The 16,026-nt window shown below is 69.0% G+C and carries 16 protein-coding genes and 1 tRNA gene; 6 read left to right on the top strand and 11 right to left on the bottom strand.

The features are described 5' to 3' along the window. Positions 1 to 149: 149 nt before the first annotated feature. Entirely contained in the window at positions 150 to 665 is a 516-nt protein-coding gene (locus ACIBHY_RS19645; protein ID WP_397247034.1) for a hypothetical protein, read from the bottom strand. Positions 666 to 824: 159 nt separating this feature from the next. Between ACIBHY_RS19645 and ACIBHY_RS19650 the strand changes: the two genes are divergently transcribed. Continuing rightward, positions 825 to 1,361: a peptidylprolyl isomerase gene (locus ACIBHY_RS19650; protein ID WP_397247036.1), complete on the top strand. Its 537-nt coding sequence runs from the start codon at positions 825 to 827 to the stop codon at positions 1,359 to 1,361. 44 nt (positions 1,362 to 1,405) lie between these two features. After that, positions 1,406 to 2,260, top strand: a complete 855-nt coding sequence (locus ACIBHY_RS19655; RefSeq protein WP_397247037.1) for a rhomboid family intramembrane serine protease — start codon at positions 1,406 to 1,408, stop codon at positions 2,258 to 2,260. Between the two features lie 34 nt (positions 2,261 to 2,294). Here ACIBHY_RS19655 and ACIBHY_RS19660 read toward each other — a convergent pair whose 3' ends face one another. After that, a complete protein-coding gene (locus tag ACIBHY_RS19660; protein WP_397247039.1) occupies positions 2,295 to 2,570 on the bottom strand; it encodes a cell division protein CrgA in 276 nt (91 codons plus the stop codon). Positions 2,571 to 2,686: 116 nt separating this feature from the next. Between ACIBHY_RS19660 and ACIBHY_RS19665 the strand changes: the two genes are divergently transcribed. The 3 genes from ACIBHY_RS19665 to ACIBHY_RS19675 are packed head-to-tail and all read left to right on the top strand — an operon-like array spanning position 2,687 to position 4,062. Further along, a complete protein-coding gene (locus ACIBHY_RS19665; protein ID WP_379615698.1) occupies positions 2,687 to 3,322 on the top strand; it encodes a class E sortase in 636 nt (211 codons plus the stop codon). 1 nt (position 3,323) lies between these two features. After that, a complete protein-coding gene (locus tag ACIBHY_RS19670; protein ID WP_397247041.1) occupies positions 3,324 to 3,482 on the top strand; it encodes a hypothetical protein in 159 nt (52 codons plus the stop codon). A gap of 7 nt (positions 3,483 to 3,489) precedes the next feature. Continuing rightward, positions 3,490 to 4,062 (top strand): anthranilate synthase component II, encoded by a 573-nt coding sequence (locus tag ACIBHY_RS19675; RefSeq protein WP_397247042.1) that lies wholly within the window; start codon positions 3,490 to 3,492, stop codon positions 4,060 to 4,062. 137 nt (positions 4,063 to 4,199) lie between these two features. Here the strand turns inward: ACIBHY_RS19675 and pknB are convergent, their stop codons facing one another. The 7 genes from pknB to ACIBHY_RS19710 form a co-directional block, all read right to left on the bottom strand. Beyond that, on the bottom strand, positions 4,200 to 6,038 hold the full coding sequence (gene pknB, locus ACIBHY_RS19680) for a Stk1 family PASTA domain-containing Ser/Thr kinase (protein WP_397247044.1): 1,839 nt from the start codon (positions 6,036 to 6,038) through the stop codon (positions 4,200 to 4,202). Positions 6,039 to 6,132: 94 nt separating this feature from the next. Continuing rightward, a complete protein-coding gene (locus ACIBHY_RS19685; protein ID WP_397247046.1) occupies positions 6,133 to 7,581 on the bottom strand; it encodes a serine/threonine-protein kinase in 1,449 nt (482 codons plus the stop codon). Next, positions 7,578 to 9,044, bottom strand: a complete 1,467-nt coding sequence (locus ACIBHY_RS19690; RefSeq protein WP_397247048.1) for a peptidoglycan D,D-transpeptidase FtsI family protein — start codon at positions 9,042 to 9,044, stop codon at positions 7,578 to 7,580. The genes ACIBHY_RS19685 and ACIBHY_RS19690 overlap by 4 nt, the downstream gene beginning before the upstream one ends. Continuing rightward, positions 9,041 to 10,405: an FtsW/RodA/SpoVE family cell cycle protein gene (locus ACIBHY_RS19695; protein ID WP_397248024.1), complete on the bottom strand. Its 1,365-nt coding sequence runs from the start codon at positions 10,403 to 10,405 to the stop codon at positions 9,041 to 9,043. The genes ACIBHY_RS19690 and ACIBHY_RS19695 overlap by 4 nt, the downstream gene beginning before the upstream one ends. A gap of 44 nt (positions 10,406 to 10,449) precedes the next feature. Next, entirely contained in the window at positions 10,450 to 11,718 is a 1,269-nt protein-coding gene (locus tag ACIBHY_RS19700) for a Stp1/IreP family PP2C-type Ser/Thr phosphatase (RefSeq protein ID WP_397247050.1), read from the bottom strand. After that, complete coding sequence (locus ACIBHY_RS19705) at positions 11,715 to 12,185, bottom strand: FHA domain-containing protein (RefSeq protein WP_397247052.1); 471 nt, start codon at positions 12,183 to 12,185, stop codon at positions 11,715 to 11,717. Before ACIBHY_RS19705 ends, ACIBHY_RS19700 begins: the two co-directional genes overlap by 4 nt. 17 nt (positions 12,186 to 12,202) lie before the next feature. Next, positions 12,203 to 12,943 (bottom strand): DUF3662 and FHA domain-containing protein, encoded by a 741-nt coding sequence (locus tag ACIBHY_RS19710; RefSeq protein WP_184959026.1) that lies wholly within the window; start codon positions 12,941 to 12,943, stop codon positions 12,203 to 12,205. A 200-nt stretch (positions 12,944 to 13,143) separates the two neighbouring features. Between ACIBHY_RS19710 and ACIBHY_RS19715 the strand changes: the two genes are divergently transcribed. Beyond that, positions 13,144 to 13,226, top strand: a tRNA-Leu gene (locus ACIBHY_RS19715). Positions 13,227 to 13,610: 384 nt separating this feature from the next. Here the strand turns inward: ACIBHY_RS19715 and ACIBHY_RS19720 are convergent. After that, positions 13,611 to 14,627 (bottom strand): hemolysin family protein, encoded by a 1,017-nt coding sequence (locus ACIBHY_RS19720; RefSeq protein ID WP_397307366.1) that lies wholly within the window; start codon positions 14,625 to 14,627, stop codon positions 13,611 to 13,613. After that, positions 14,624 to 15,973 carry a hemolysin family protein gene (locus tag ACIBHY_RS19725; protein ID WP_397247056.1) on the bottom strand — a complete coding sequence of 450 codons (1,350 nt, stop codon included), beginning with the start codon at positions 15,971 to 15,973 and terminating at the stop codon, positions 14,624 to 14,626. Before ACIBHY_RS19725 ends, ACIBHY_RS19720 begins: the two co-directional genes overlap by 4 nt. Positions 15,974 to 16,026: the final 53 nt, after the last annotated feature.

Here is a 16,026-nt window from a genome sequence, read left to right on the forward strand (position 1 = left end):
CGGTGGGGCGGGGGGGGGGGGGGGGGGGGGGGGGGGGGGGGGGGGGGGGGGGGGGGGGGGGGGGGGGGGGGGGGGGGGGGGGGGGGGGGGGGCTGGTGGGGGTCCCCCAACGCGCCCCACCTCTTGGGGGCGCGCTTTCTGCGGATAAATCAGGACATCTTGCGAGATGCCTCGTTGGCCGTGGACGAGATGTGGTCCGCGGCCTTGTCCGCCGTGTCAGAGACCCGGTCGGCAGCCTTCTCCGCCCGGTCGTTCACCCACTGTGAGGCGTCCGAGGCGGAGTCCTTCATGTGGTCAGTCCACTGCTGCGCGTTGCGGCGGTAGAACATGTAGCCCATGGCGCCCACCGCCAGACCGGTCATCAGCAGGATCACCGGCCACCGGCGGGACTTGGGCGTGGGCGTCGGATCGATCTTGTGCGCGGCTTGGGTCAGCATGGTGCTGACCGCCGGCGCGAGCCGATCCTCCACCTGATGCGCCGCGTCTTCCAACCTGGGCGCTGCCCAGTAGCGGGCATCTTCGATGCGCTGGGCGGTGGCCACTTTGGCCTGGTCCGCCATCGGCGCGAGCCGGCGGCCCGCCTGCACGGCCTGAGCCTTGACGCGGCCCATCCATGTATCGGGTATTTCGATCACCGCACGGCGTCTTCTAAGTGTCAGGGACACGACAACCTCCCCTGTCATTGGGGCCCCGGAGCGTGACCTTCCCGGTACAAGGCGGCTCAATCATCGTGAGCCGTGGGAGGATGCTGCCAACGGCCCGAGGGCCATCGACATCAAAACACCACAAAACCAACCCTGTGCATAGAGGGGGGCAGCTGTCTCGTGGCTGAGAAGCTGATCGCAAACCTGAAGACAAACCACGGCCTGATCCGTATCAAGCTCTTCCCTGAGCTTGCTCCGAACACGGTCGCCAACTTCGTCGAACTCGCCGAGGGGACGCGCGAGTGGACCCACCCGGAGACGGGGGAGAAGTCCACCAAGCCGCTCTACGACGGCACGATCTTCCACCGCATCATCGACGGCTTCATGATCCAGGGCGGGGACCCGCTCGGCCAGGGCATCGGCGGCCCCGGCTACGCCTTCGACGATGAGATCCACGCCCAGAACAACTTCAACCGCCCGTACCTGCTGGCCATGGCCAACGCGGGCATCCGCATGGGCAGGGGCACCAACGGCTCGCAGTTCTTCATCACCGTGAGCGCCCAGCCGCACCTCAACGGGGGTCACACGATCTTCGGCGAGGTCATCGAGGGCAAGAACGTCGTCGACGCCCTCTGCAAGGTGCCGACCGGTCGCAACGACCGGCCGGTGCAGGACGTGGTCATCGAGTCGCTCACGTTCGACCGCCAGCCCGCCTGAGTTCGCTTGCGCGTCGGGCGGGCTGCAGGCCGTAGGCTGCGAGCATGACCAGCCAGCCGCCCAGCCCGCCCGAGCATCCCGCCGAGGCGGTGCCGACGTGTTACCGGCATCCCGACCGTGAGACCTGGGTTCGCTGCCAGCGCTGCGACCGGCCCATCTGCCCCGACTGCATGCGCGACGCCGCCGTGGGCTTCCAGTGCCCCGAGTGCGTCGCCGAAGGCAACAAAGGGGTACGGCAGGCCAAAGCGGCCTTCGGCGGCACGGTCGTCACCACGCCCTACGTCACCTGGGCCATCCTGGCGGTCAACATCCTGGTCTTCGGCGCGCAGTACCTCACCGGCAACGCCGTCACGGCCCGCCTGGGGATGTGGCCGATGGGCGTCGCCTTCGGCGAGCAGTACTACCGGCTGATCACCGCCGCGTTCGTGCACGGCGGAGTTTTCCACATCCTGTTCAACAGCTGGGCGCTGTACGTCGTCGGCCCCTACCTGGAGCGCGCCTTCGGGCACGTGAAGTTCACGGCCATCTACGTCGTCAGCGCGCTCGGCGGCTCCACGCTCGGCTACTGGCTCGACACGCCCGACACGCTGACGGTCGGCGCGTCCGGCGCCATCTTCGGCCTGTTCGGCGCGATCTTCGTGGTCGGCCGCAAGCTCAACATGGACGTGCGCGGCATCGCCGTGCTGATCGTGATCAACCTGGTGATCACGTTCCTGCCCGGGTTCAACATCAGCTGGACCGGCCATGTGGGCGGCCTGATCACCGGATCCGCGCTGGCCGCGGCGCTGGCGTACGCCCCCAAGAACAACCGCGCCCTGGTGCAGACGCTGACCGTGGTGGGGGCGGTGGTCGTCCTCGGCGTGCTCGTGTTGCTCCGGACGTCCGCGATCGTGAGCTGACTTTCCCCAGGTGTGGAAAAGACTGTGGAAAGAACTAACGCCAGCGGGTGGAAAGCACCACACCGAAGATGATGAAAACGAACCCGATCAGCAGGTTCCAGTTCTGTAGGTCGCCGAGGAAGGGCGCGTCGGGCGCGATGTAGTAGACGGCGATCCACAGGATGCCGATGATCCACGTGCCCACCATCGTCGGTGCCAGCCAGCGGGGGCTGACCTTGACCTGCTGGGTCTTCTGCGGCGGTGTGTAAACCGCCTTCTTGCGAGCCTTGGGCTTGGACACTGGATAACTCCTGCTGAGGGCCTGGGGCATCCGGATCGTCCACAGGCTCTGTGGTTAGCGTAGTTGAAGCGTGGCCCAGGATAGTCGCCACGCGCATGACATGGCGATCCCCAGGGAACCGGATCAGTCACGAATACCCTGGCCGGGTGAGGGCCATCCTGCGGAGCGTGGGCGAGCTGAGCATCACGGCGGGCGTGATCATGCTGCTCTTCTGCGCTTACCTTCTCTGGGGCACCAGCGCTTACACCCAGCGCCAGCAACTCCTGCTGCAGCAGCAACTCGCGGAGGAGAGCGCCACTCCGGCGCAGCCGGCCGCCGACGGCAAGATCCCGAAGATCTCGCTGGGGAAGGCGATGGCGCTGCTGCGCATCCCCAAACTGGGCCGCGACTACCGCTACGCGGTGGTGGAGGGTGTGGAGACCGACCACCTGAAGAAGGGGCCGGGCCACTACCCGGGTACGGCCCTGCCCGGCCAGGTGGGCAACTTCGTCGTCTCCGGTCACCGGACCACGTACTCGGCGCCCTTCAACCGGATCGACGAGCTCCAGCGCGACGACGAGATCGTCGTGGAGGCCCGCGAGGCCCGCTACACCTATCGGGTCACCTCCCAGGACATCGTCGAACCCAACGAGATCGAGATCATCGCCCCCGTCCCCGGCAAGCCCGACATCAGCCCCATCCGCTCATATATCACGCTCTCTACCTGTCATCCCGAGTACTCGGCCGCCCAACGGCTGATCGTCTACGGCGTGCTCAAGGAGACCGAGGAACGAAAGGTCTGACATGTACGGCTGGCTCTGGCGCAAGCTCCCCGCCCCGCTGGGCAAACGGCTCCTGACGGCCGCGGTCCTGGCCGCGATCGCGGCAGCCGTACTCTGGTATGTGGTTTTTCCCCTGCTCGAACCCGCGGTGACGCTCGACGAGGTCACCGTCAGAAAGTGAGCTCCACGTGACGAGGGTGCTGGTCGTCGACAACCACGACAGCTTCGTCCACACGATCGTCCAGTACCTGCGCGAACTGGGCGCCTCCTGCGACGTGCGCCCGCGCGACGAGGTGCTGCCGCCCGACGCCGACGCCTTCGACGCGGTGCTGATCAGCCCGGGGCCCGGCACCCCCGAGGCGTCCGGCATCAGCGTCCCGCTGGTCCACCACGCGGCGAACCGCGGCCTGCCGCTGCTGGGGGTGTGCCTCGGCCACCAGGCCATCGCCGTCGCCTACGGCGCGACCGTCTCGACCGCCCCCGAACTCATGCACGGACGCACCAGCCAGGTGGAGCACGACGGCAAGACCCTCTACGAGGGCCTGCCCAGCCCGGTCGAGATGACCCGCTACCACTCGCTGGCCGTGGACCCGGCCACGGTTCCCGACGTCCTGGACGTCGTCTCCCGGACCCCCGACGGCGTCATCATGGGCCTGCGCCACCGCACGGCACCCGTGGAAGGCATCCAGTTCCACCCAGAGTCGATCCTGTCCCATCATGGGCACCGACTCCTGGCGAACTGGCTGAACTCGACGCTGTAACGCGCTCGGGGCCGCGCACGACTACTCATTAAGCGTCCCCGCCGTTGCCCCCGAGCGGCGGGGACGCCTTTTCGCGTCACCACCCCCGGGAACGCCGACGGGCCCCCCGGGAAAACCGGAGGGCCCGTCGTCCGGCCTCAGAAGCCGCCGTCGTCGCCCGGAGGATCGTCCTCCGTCGGCTCCCCGGTCGGCTCGTCCGTGGGGAACGGCGGGTCGGTGGTGGGCGTGTCCGTCGGCTGCACGTCCGGCCCGGTGGAGACCACGATCGTGACCGTGGTCTTGGGCGCCACCTTGGTCCCCTCACCCGGGTTCTGCTGGATGACGACGCCTTCGGGCTTGTCCGGGCTGGACTGCGGGACCACCTTGACCCGGAACCCGGCCGCGCGCAGCGCCGCGGCGGCGTCGGCCTCGGTGAGGTCGAGCACGCTCGGCACCTCCGACAGCTCCGCCGGCACGAAGAGCGTGACCGTGCTGCCCTCGTTGACCTCGGCGCCCGACTCGGGGTCGGTCTTGTACACCTTGCCCTGCGACTTGCCGGACACCCCGGTCTTGAACACGGGTTTCAACCCGAGGTCGGTCAGCATCGTCCGGGCGGCGTCCTTGTCGAGCCCGATGAGCCCGTCCGGCACCTTCACCTTCTGCACGCCCTTGGACACGGTGAGCGTGACCTCGCCGCCCTTGGGCACCTCGGCGCCGACCGCGGGGTTGCTGGAGATCACGACGCCCTTCTTGACGTCGCTGCTGAACTCCTCCACCACCTTGGGCGTGAGCCCCAGCGTGGTGAGCTGCGTCTCGGCTTCCTTCTGGGTCATGCCGGTCAGCAACGGCACCTTCACCGGCGCCGTGGTGGTGGGCGTGCCGCCGCCGCCTCCGCCGAGGAAGGCGTACGCGACACCGATGAACGCGCCGATGATCAGCAGCGGGATCACGATCCACAGGGCGGTCTTGACCGCCTTGTTGCCGCCGCCGCCCGCGCGCCGGCGACCGCCCCGGCCGCCGTGCTCGGTCTCGCCGTACTCGTAGGGCGGGACGGCGCCGGTGCGGCCGGTGGCCGGGCCGCCCTGCTGCTGCGTGGCGGCCATGGTGCGGGTGCCCGCGCCGTAGTTGGTCATCGCCATCGTCTGCGCGTCGACCGGCATCCCGGACATCGCGCGCTGTATGTCGGCGCGCATGTCCTGGGCGCTCTGGTAGCGCTGGGCGGGGTCCTTGGCCATCGCCTTGAGCACGATCGCGTCGGCCCACGCGGGGATCTCGGGGTCGATCTGCGACGGCGGGATGGGCTCCTCGCGCACGTGCTGGTAGGCGATCGCGACGGGGGAGTCGCCGGTGAACGGCGGCTGCCCGGTCAGCAGCTCGTAGAGCACGCACCCGGTGGAGTAGATGTCGCTGCGGGCGTCGACGCGCTCGCCGCGGGCCTGCTCCGGCGACAGGTACTGGGCGGTCCCTATCACCTGCGCGGTCTGCGTCATGGTGGCGGCCGAGTCGGCCATCGCGCGGGCGATGCCGAAGTCCATCACCTTGACGTCGCCGGCCCGGGTGATCATCACGTTGGCCGGCTTGATGTCACGGTGGACGATGCCGCCGCGGTGGCTGTAGTCGAGCGCGCGCAGGATGCCGTCGACCAGCTCGACCGCGCGCTCCGGCATGAGCCGCCGGTCCTGGCGCAGCAGGTCGCGCAGCGTCCGGCCGTCGACGTACTCCATCACGATGTAGGGCACGGGGGTGCCCTCGGTGCCGTCTTCGCCGGTGTCGTAGACCGCGACGACGGCGGGGTGGTTCAGGGAGGCCGCCGACTGCGCCTCACGCCGGAACCTGGCCTGGAACGTGTGGTCCCTGGCGAGGTCCGCCCGGAGCGTCTTGATGGCGACGATGCGGTCCAGCCGGATGTCTCGGGCGCGATACACCTCGGCCATGCCGCCGCGCCCGACGACACCGTCGAGTTCGTAGCGACCACCGAGTAGCCGAGGCTGAGTCATTTCCTGCACTGTCCCTTACCGTTCATCTTGGGTACCGGCCTGCACCGTGCTGTAACGAGTGGCCGCCGGTGTCCATCATCGACCCCGAGACGCATCACGTCTCCTCCTTCGGCGGGTTTGTGTCACCCGGGTCAGGTGAGGCCGTCGGTGTCGGTGTCGGCGACATCGTGGGCGTTGGGGTGGGTGTCGGAGTCGGGGTCCGGGTCCGGGTCGTCGTCGGGGTCGGTTTCGGAGTCGGCTTCTGACTTGGAGTTGCCGACGAGCTTACGGTAGCTGACCGCGAGGTTACCGGCCGCGTCGACTTCACCGGAACCACCGAGGGGCGCGGGGTCGGCGTCTTCGTCTTGCGCGGTTTGATCTCCGCGGGCCGGTTGAGCGACGCCTGGGTGGGTTCGGCCACGTCAGGCGGTGGTGCCTCCTGCCCTCTGGCCACCATGAAGGCGCCGAAACCCACCGCCGCCACGGAGGCCGCGGTGGCGAAGAGCACAACGGTGCGCCGGCCCTTGCGGGCCGCCGGGGCCTGCCGCGTGGTGAGGGGCGCGCCGCCGCCGAGGTCGTCGGTGGTGCGATCGGACCCCTCCGGCTGCGCGTACGCCTCGCCGTACCCCTGAGCGACGCCCTCGACCTCGCCCGATCGCGGCCCGCTCGCTTCACCGGTGTACGGCTCCCGCACCCGGAACCCGGCCGGGTCGGTGAACATGCTCAGGTCGGTCCGCTGCTGGAGCGCGGCCAGCGAGTCGCGCAGCACGTACGCCCGATCGGCCAGTTCCATCGCCGAGGCGGGCCGGCGCTCAGGGTCCTTCGACAGCAACGCCATGATCAGCTCGCGCACCGGCCGCGGCACGTCCACGCCGAGCGGCGGCGGCGACTCGTTGAGATGCATCAGCGCGATGGCGACCTGGGTGTCGGCCTGGAACGGCGGCCGCCCGGCCAGGCACTCGTAGGCCACGACGCCGAGGGAATAGAGGTCTGTCGACGGGGTGAGGGTGGTGCCCTGGGCCTGTTCCGGGCTGACGTACTGGGCGGTGCCGAGGACGGTGCCCGTCTGGGTGACCGGCGCGGCCTCCAGGGCCCTGGCGATGCCGAAGTCGGTCACCTTGATCTTGCCGTCGGGGGTGACCATCAGGTTGCCGGGCTTGATGTCGCGGTGGATCACGCCGGAGCTGTGGGCGGTGTGCAGCGCCTTGGCGGTCTGGTGGATGACGTCGAGCGCCACGTCGGGCCCGAGCGAGCCGTTGCGCCCGAGGATGGCCGACAGGGGCTCGCCCTGGACCAGCTCCATCACGAGGAAGGCCAGGTCGGCCTCCTCGCCGTAGTCGAAGACCTGCGCGATGCCGGGGTCGGCGAGCCCGGCGGTGATGCGCGCCTCGTTGCGGAAGCGGCTGCGGAAGGTGGGGTCGCCGGAGACGTGGCTGCGCAGCACCTTGACCGCGACCTCGCGGGCGAGCAACTGGTCGCGCGCACGCCACACCTCGCCCATGCCGCCCGCGGCGATGCGGGAGACGAGGAGGTAGCGGTTGGCCAGCTGCGTGCCCGGGGTCACTTGTTGAGCACCGCCTCGGTGATCGCCTTGCCGATCGGGGCGGCGACGCCACCGCCGGTGGCTTCCTCGCCGACTCTGGCGGCGCCGGACTCGACGAAGACAGCCACGGCCACCTGCGGGTCCTGGGCCGGGGCGAAGGAGATGAACCAGGCGTGCGGCGCCTTGCCCTCGCGGGTCTCGGCGGTGCCGGTCTTGCCGCCCACCTCGACGCCGGGGACCTGGGCGGTCTTGGCGGTGCCGTTGGCGACCACGCTGACCATCATGCTCTTGAGCTTGGCGGCGTTCTCGGGGCTCATCGCCTCGGAGAACTCCTCGGGCTCGCCCTCGTCGACCGCGTCGCCCTTGGCGTCAGTGATCTTGTTGACGAGGTACGGCTTCATGACCGAGCCGTTGTTGGCGATGCCCGCGGCGACCATGGCCATCTGCAGGGGCGTCATCACCGCGCTGCGCTGGCCGATCGAGGTCATGGCGATGGCGGCGGGGTCGTCCGTCTCCTCCTTGCCGATCGTGCTGGCCTCGACGCCCATGGGAATGCTCAGCGGCTCGCCCACGCCGAACTTCCTGGCCTGCTCGGCGATCTTCGCGTAGCCCAGCTCCAGGCCGATCTTGCCGAACGGGGTGTTGCACGAGCGCTCCAGCGCGTACACCATCGGCACCTGGCCGCCGCCGCAGGCCGCGCCGCCGTAGTTGGGCAGCGTGGTGGTGGTGTTCGGCAGGGACAGGCGGGTGGGCGCGTCCACGACCGTCTGGCCGTCGCGGCTGGAGTCGTCCTCCAGCCAGGCGGCGGTGGTGACGACCTTGAACGTCGAGCCGGGCGCGTAGAAGTCCCCGATCGCGCGGTTGATCAGCGGCTTGTCGGGGTTCTTCTCCAGCTTGTTGTACGCCGCGAACGCCTGCGGCTTCTCCGGCACCGAGATCTTGGCCGGGTCGTAGGTCGGCAGCGAGACCAGGGCGAGGATCTTGCCGGTCTTGGGCTCGATCGCGACCGCGGCCCCGCGCTTGCCGCTCTGGCGCAGCGCGTCGTAGGCCGCCTTCTGGGCCTTGGGGTTGAGCGTCAGGTCGACGTTGGCGCCCTTGGTGGGCTCGCCGGTGAACAGGTCGATGCTGCGCCGCAGGAGCAGGTCGGCGCTGGAGCCGTCGAGCAGGCTGTTCTCGGCGCGCTCGACGGCCGACTCGCTCTCCGGGGAGAAGAAGCCGGTGACGTGCGCGTAGAGCTCGCCCTCCGGGTACTCCCTGAGGAACTTGAACGGGCCCTTGGTCTCCGTGGACTGCGCGAGGATCGTCTTGCCGCTGGCGGTGATGCGTCCGCGCTGGACGGCGTACCGCTCGAAGTAGTTGCGGTTGTTCCTGGAGTCCTCGCGGTAGTTGTCCGCCTTGACGGCCTGCAGATAGTTGACGTTGATCATGAGCAGCGCGAACATGGCCAGGCAGGCCACGGCGGCGCGCTTGAGTGTGCTGTTCATCGCTGGAACACCTGCGTCAGTCCTTCGTCCTGGATCGCCTGGGGCGGAGGCCTTCTCGCCGCGTCCGACATGCGTACCAAAAGGGCGATAAGTATCCAGTTAGCCAGTAGGGCGGAACCACCCTGGGACATGAACGGCGTGACCAGGCCGGTCAGCGGGATCAGGTTCGTCACGCCGCCGACGATGATGAAGACCTGCCAGGCCAGCAGGAAGGAGAGGCCGCCCGCCAGCAGCTTGGTGAACGGGTCGCGGGCCGCGATGGAGGTGCGCAGGCCGCGCTCCACGATCAGCGCGTAGACCATCAGCAGCGCCATCAGGCCGGTGAGCCCGATCTCCTCGCCGGTCGCGGCGAAGATGAAGTCGGAGAAGGCCAGCGGGATCAGCTCGGGGTGCCCCTGCCCGAGACCGGTGCCGAGAATGCCGCCGGAGCCCATCGCGAACAGGCCCTGCATCAGCTGCTCGCTGCCGCCGATCTTGGTGAAGAGCTCGGGGTCGCCCGGGTTGAGGAAGACCTCGAACCGCTGCTGCACGTGGTCGAAGACCAGCCCGGCCAGTACGGCGCCGCCCACGAACAGCAGGATGCCGATGATGACCCACGAGATGCGCTGGGTGGCGACGTAGAGCATCGCGATGAACGTGCCGAACAGCAGCAGCGAGGAGCCGAGGTCCTTCTGCATGACCAGCACGCCCAGGCTGACGCCCCAGGTGATGAGAACGGGGCCGAGGTCGCGGGCGCGGGGCAGGTCGATGAAGAGCAGCCGCCGCCCGGCCAGCGCGAGCACGTCCCGCTTGGCGACCAGGTAGCCGGCGAAGAAGATGACCAGCGCCAGCTTGGCGAACTCGGCGGGCTGGATCTGGCCGACGCCCGGGATGCCGATCCAGATGCGGGCGCCGTTGATCTCCTGGCCGAGGAACGGGATCAGCGGCGAGATCAGCAGGAAGATGCCGACGGCCCCGGCGGTGTAGGTCAGCCGCTGCAGCGCGCGCTGGTCGCGCAGGAAGATCAGGGTGGCGCTGAACAGCACGATGCCGATCAGCGTCCAGAGAAGCTGCGTGTTGGGCGAGGCCAGCTTGGCCGACGGCAGCGGGGAGTCGGACTCGGACAACCGGTAGATCATCACCAGGCCGAGGCCGTTGACGAGCGTCACCAGCGGCAGGATCAGGGGATCCGCCCAGGGTGCGAACTTCGCCAGCACCAGGTAGGCGGCCAGCATGAGCCCGCCCAGGCTGAGGCCGTACGTGAGCATGCCGGACGGGATCTTCTCGTCCATGGCCAGGCCGACGTTGGCGTACGCGCCCATCACGACGACCACCGCGAGCGCGAGCATGAGAAGCTGCGCCACACGCCGTTTCGCGGGCATGGGGACGGGGGCTGCTGCCACTTCGTTACTCACCTGTTCGGACCCTACTGCGACTTCTTCGTCGCTGTCGGGGTGGGCGAGGTGGAAGCCGGCGGAGTTGACTTGTTCGTGGAGGGCTTCAAGCCGCTGATCCTCTTGATGCCGTCATCGATGCTTTCGACAGGGATGCCCTGCTGGATGTCGGCTTTGTCGGGGTCTGAAAGGGTGGATACCTGCAGGCCGGTCCCCTTGACTACTTTGAAGAGCTCAAGCGGCCCGACTTGTTGTTGGATGCCGCGATATATGACCACTTCGTCGCCCCTAGCTCCGACGAAGAACTGGTCCTGGGTCCATTGCCAACCGACGTAGCCGCCGACGCCTACGACGACCGCGCCGACGGCGAGCACGGTGACCAGCACGGGCCACACCCGGCGACGCTTCGGCGAACGGCGGGACGTCTGGACGCCCGGCTCGTCGAAGTCATCGTCGGTGATGGCCGGCTGGGGCGCGGTCACCGCGCTTACTCGCCCCGCCGGATTGCCCGAGGGGTGTGAGCGATTCATGCCCGCCGCGCCGACGACCGCGGCCTCCGCGGGCACCTGCTGCCCGTCGGTCAGCTCGATCACGTCGGCGAGCACGCACGTGATGTTGTCGGGACCGCCGCCCCGGTTGGCCAGGTCGATCAGCTGGCGCACGACCTCTTCCGGGTCGTCGATGTTCGTCAGCGTGGCGTGCAGCGTCTCCGCGCTCACCACACCGGACAACCCGTCGGAGCAGAGCAGGTAGCGGTCGCCGACCTGCGCCTCGCGGAGCGTGAGGTCGGGATCGACCTCGCCGCTGCCGTCGAGCGCCCTGAGCAGGATCGACCGCTGAGGATGCGTCGCCGCCTCCTCGGGGGTGATCCGCCCGTCGTCGACCAGCTGCTGCACCAGCGTGTGATCGTGGGTGATCTGGTAGAGCTCCCCGCGCCTGAGCAGGTAGGCGCGCGAGTCGCCGACGTGCACCAGGGCGACCTGGGTGCCGTTCCAGAGCATGGCGGTCAGGGTGGTGCCCATCCCCTTGAGGCTCGGATCCCTGCCCACCATCTCGTGCAGCTTGCGGTTGGCGTCGCGTACCGCTGCCTCGATGGCGTTGAGCAGGTCACCCCCCTGCTGGGCCTCTTCGAGTGAGGCCATTGCGGCGATGGCGACAGAGCTCGCCACCTCGCCGTGTGCGTGCCCGCCCATACCGTCCGCGACGGCGAGCAGGCGGCCGCTAGCGTACGCCGAGTCCTCGTTTCCTTCGCGGAGGAGGCCGACGTCCGAGCGGGCGGCGTAGCGGAGTGCGATGGTCATTTGCGCAATTCAATGACTGTCTTGCCGACGCGGATCGGAACACCGAGCGGCACCGGGGTCGGACGGGTGACTTTTGAGCGGTCGAGATACGTGCCGTTGGTCGAACCGAGATCTTCCACGATCCACTGACCGTCCTGAGGGAAGAGCCGGGCATGCCGGCTGGAAGCGTAGTCGTCGCTGACTACCAGCGTGGCGTCGTTGGCCCGGCCGATGGTGATGGGCGTCTCCGTGAGGTTAATGGTGGTGCCTTGCAGGGGGCCACCCGTCACAACCAGTTGGCGTGGCTCGCCCTTCTTGGGCTTTGGCTTTGCCACGGGTTTGGTGGGTTTGGCGCCCTTGCGTGGCCCCGCGGGAGCAGTGCGTGACCCGAACAAGTCAGTCCGGATCACGCCGACTGCGGCAATGACGAAAAACCACAGCACCGCCAGGAAGGCGAGCCGGATCAGCAGCAGCGTGAGCTCGGACATGGACCGTTTGTCTACCCCTAATCGCGCCGGAACACCAGGGTCGTGCGTCCCAACGTCACTCGCGTGCCGTTCTGGAGCTCGATCCTGCGTACCGGCTGGCCATTGACGAAAGTGCCGTTCGTGGATCCCAGGTCGACGAGCGCCACCTGCTGGCCCTCGACGCGTAGCTCCGCGTGGTGACGGGAGACGCCGGGATCGACGAGACGGAGATCGCAGTCGGTGCCCCTGCCCAGCAAGGTCACCGGCGTGGTGAGCTCGTAGGAACGGTCGCCCTGGGGGTCGTCCTGCGTGGAGACGAGCAGGCGGGGCCTGCCGTTGAAGGCGTTCGGCCGCGAGGGCGGCAGGTCGCTGGCCGGCTGGCGGATCTCGTCCTGCTCGACCGTGGCGCCGCGGATGACGCCCGACCTGATGCGGAACAGTCCGACCGCGAGGTCGTTGGCCGTCTCGAAACGCACCCGGACCGGTCCCACGAAGGAGTAGCCCTGCTCTTTGGCGTACTCCCTGGCGAGGTTGGCCAGCTCGTGGCTGATGCTGTCGGCGTAGACCTCAAGCCGTTCGCTGTCCGTGGTGGACAGCTCAACCACGAAGTCGTTGGGCACGAGTGTCCGACCCTGGGCGACGATCGCCGCGCGCTCGTCCATCTCACGCTGGACCGCGCTGGCGACCTCGACCGGCTGAAGGTCAGACTTGAACGCCCGCGCAAAGGCCCCCTCAACCAAGCCTTCGAGCCGTCGCTCGAAGCGCTGAAGGACTCCCACCGGGTACCTCCCTTCCTCCGTGCATATGATCGCGGCCGCCAAGAAGCTGCTGCTCCTGGGCTTCCGCACGTTCCACGCGACCGTGAGCCAGGCGCTCGTCGGCAGTCGCGCCCAGCTCATCCGCTCCCGTGTCTTATGCGATCGTATCCGGGTTCAGTACCAGCGGCAGTTCCGTGCTACTGTTTCTCCGCACCCAACAAGGGCGGGTGGCGGAACGGCAGACGCGCACGGTTCAGGTCCGTGTGTCCGAAAGGACGTGAGGGTTCAAATCCCTCCTCGCCCACGCGATTCGGCGGAGGCTTGTGGTTGTAGCCCCATCAGGGCTTCTCCCGCAGGCCTCTTCGTATTTCTCCCGGGGGATAACCCCCGGACCTCCAGCAGGGCTTTCGCCCCTCGTTGATTCCCGGTTTGTGCTTTCGCCCCCGGTCATCGTGATTGCCAGGTCCTTCCTGTTTCCCGGGGTGTTGTTCCCGGGCTCTGATGCTTTGGCCTTGCTGGTGGCAGACCCACAGTGACGAAACGAACCCTGGTTCGCAAGAGCCGGGGCTCTTCTTTTTTGCCATGCGCGCAGCGAGCGCCCGCGTCCGGAGAACCTAGACGCGGGCGCTTGCAACTCGCTTTCTAACCGCTTTCGCGGGTTTCGCCATGAGCGGACAAGATTTGACCTTTAGGCGGCGATCGCCCGCATGTCGAGGAGTTCGCCCAGAAGGTCGGTCAGGCTCACCAGGCCGATGACGGTGCCGTCCGCGCTGGTCACGAGGCCCAGGTGGGCTCGTGCCTCCTGGAGGGCCGTGACGGCCTCGGGAACCTGGGTGACGCAGGCCAGCCGGGGCAGCGGCCGCGCCAGCGCGGCCGCGGTCGCGTCCTTGTGGAGCAGCGCGTCCCGGGCGTGCAGGACGCCCTGGACGTCGGTGCCCGAGCCCACCAGCAGCCTCAGGTGTCCGGTTCTGGCCGCGACCTCCTTGATCTGACCCGCCGTCGCCTCCGGCGGCACGCAGGCGGCCTCGGCGATGGGGACCATCAGGCGTTCGATGCCCTCGGCCTGCAGGCGCAGGGCCCGGGTCAGCAGGTCGTGCTCCTCGCGGTCCAGCAGGCCCATCCTGGCCGACTCGCCCACCAGCATGGCGAGCTGGCGCGGCGTCCGGGTCGTGGCCAGCTCGTCGCGGGCCTCGACGCCGAACAGGCGCAGGATGAGATTGCTCACTCCGTTCAGCGACCACAGCAGCGGCTTCATCAGCGACGTGAACGCCCTGAACGGCACCGTCAGCAGCAACGCCGCCCGCTCCGGGTGGGTCAGCGCCCAGGACTTCGGCGCCATCTCGCCGATGACCATGTGCAGGAACGTGACCAGCGCCAGCGCGATCGTCAGCGCGATCGGCATCCGCAGCGACTCCGGTACGCCGATCGCGGCGAAGACCGGCTCCAGGAAGTGCTCGATGGCCGGTTCCGTCACCTGGCCGAGACCCAGCGTGCACAGCGTGATGCCGAGCTGGGCGCCGGCCAGCATGAGCGACAGCTGCCTGCTGCCGCCCACGGCGGACTTGGCGGCGAACCTGACCATGCGGTTGCCGCCGGTCGCCACCTCTTCCAGGCGGTGGCGCCTGGCGGAGACGAAGGCGAACTCGGCCGCGACGAACAAGGCGTTGAAGGCCAGCAGCGCGAGGCTTATGATGATCATGGTCATCGGGCGGCCCTCGCGTGGTGCTGTACCGGCGCCAGCCGTACCCACTCGGGGACCCTGCGGCTGAGCGACAGGACCGTGAGTTCGGCGAGGTGCTCATCGGGGTCTTCGGAGAACGGGTCGGTCTCCGGCGTGCACTCGACCGTCACCGCGTCGCCGGGCTCGGCCATGCGGCCGAGCCGGGCCAGCACGAGTCCGGCCAGCGTGTCGTAGTCGTCGCTCTCCGGCAGGGCGATGCCCGTCGCGCGCTCGACCTCGTCGAGGCGGAAGGAGGCGGGCACCTCCCAGGTGCCGTCCGGGTGCTCGGTGGCGCCTTCCGGCTCGGGGTCGTTCTCGTCGACGAGCTCGCCGACCAGCTCCTCCGCCAGGTCCTCGGCCGCGACGACGCCGGCCAGGCCGCCGTACTCGTCGATGACGCAGGCGATGTCGTCCTTGGCCTGGCGCATGCGCTCCAGCACCAGCGGCAGGGGAAGGGAGTCCGGCACCAGCAGCGCGGGACGGGTGATCTCGGCGATCACGCCTTCCTCCCGGCCGGAGGCCAGCAGCTCGCGTACCCCGGTGACACCGGCGACGTCACCGTCGGCGCCCAGGACGGGGTAGCGGGAGTGGCCGTGCTCCCGGATCGCGTCGACCAGGTCGGACAGCGGCCGGTCGGAGCGGAGCACGACGACCCGCGGGCGCGGCACCATGATCTCCTCGGCGTTGCGGTCGCCGAACTCCAGCGCGCGCTCCAGCAGGTCCGACAGGCGCGGGGGCAGCTCGCCCGCCTGGGTGGACTCGGCGATGATCCGCGAGAGCTCCTCGGGGGTGGCGCCGTGCTCCACCTCCTCGACCGGCTCGACGCCCACCTTGCGCAGCAGGCCCGTCGCGGCGGAGTCGAACAGCCGCACGAGGGGGCCGACCACGGCCAGGTAGACCAGCGTGGAACGGGCGAGGAACTTGGCGACGGCCTCGGGCCTGGCGATGCCGAGGTTCTTGGGGGCCAGCTCGCCGAGGACCATCTGCACGACCGTGGCGACGAAAACGCCCGCGGTGACGGACAGGCCGGTGATCACGGCGGGCGGCAGGCCCTGGTCGGTCAGCCAGGGCCGCACCAGTGTCGCGATGGCCGGCTCCGCGAGGAAGCCGACGAGCAGCGCGGTGACGGTGATGCCCAGCTGGGCGCCCGACAGCATGAAGGAGAGCCGGGAGGTCACCTGGAGGGCCTTCTCGGCGGACTTGTCGCCGGCCGCGGCCTGCTCGCGCAGGATTCCCCGGTCAGCGGCGACGAAAGCGAACTCCTGCGCGACGAAGTAACCGGTCGCGACGGTGAGGAGGAGGAGGGCCAGCAGGCCCAGATAGGCGCTCACCGCAGTGAGCCGCCTTCAGCGGAACCCGTGCTCGTGCACGGGCAGCTACTCCA

This window comes from Nonomuraea sp. NPDC050547, assembly GCF_044457345.1.
Lineage (GTDB): Bacteria > Actinomycetota > Actinomycetes > Streptosporangiales > Streptosporangiaceae > Nonomuraea.

Excerpts from the sequence above, each read along its gene's own strand:
- ACIBHY_RS19720 (WP_397307366.1), bottom strand. The coding sequence starts at position 14,627 with ATGACCATGATCATCATAAGCCTCGCGCTGCTGGCCTTCAACGCCTTG.
- ACIBHY_RS19670 (WP_397247041.1), top strand. The coding sequence starts at position 3,324 with ATGTACGGCTGGCTCTGGCGCAAGCTCCCCGCCCCGCTGGGCAAACGG.
- ACIBHY_RS19690 (WP_397247048.1), bottom strand. The coding sequence starts at position 9,044 with ATGAACAGCACACTCAAGCGCGCCGCCGTGGCCTGCCTGGCCATGTTC.
- ACIBHY_RS19695 (WP_397248024.1), bottom strand. The coding sequence starts at position 10,405 with ATGCCCGCGAAACGGCGTGTGGCGCAGCTTCTCATGCTCGCGCTCGCG.
- ACIBHY_RS19705 (WP_397247052.1), bottom strand. The coding sequence starts at position 12,185 with ATGTCCGAGCTCACGCTGCTGCTGATCCGGCTCGCCTTCCTGGCGGTG.
- ACIBHY_RS19700 (WP_397247050.1), bottom strand. The coding sequence starts at position 11,718 with ATGACCATCGCACTCCGCTACGCCGCCCGCTCGGACGTCGGCCTCCTC.
- ACIBHY_RS19655 (WP_397247037.1), top strand. The coding sequence starts at position 1,406 with ATGACCAGCCAGCCGCCCAGCCCGCCCGAGCATCCCGCCGAGGCGGTG.
- ACIBHY_RS19660 (WP_397247039.1), bottom strand. The coding sequence starts at position 2,570 with ATGCCCCAGGCCCTCAGCAGGAGTTATCCAGTGTCCAAGCCCAAGGCT.
- pknB (WP_397247044.1), bottom strand. The coding sequence starts at position 6,038 with ATGACTCAGCCTCGGCTACTCGGTGGTCGCTACGAACTCGACGGTGTC.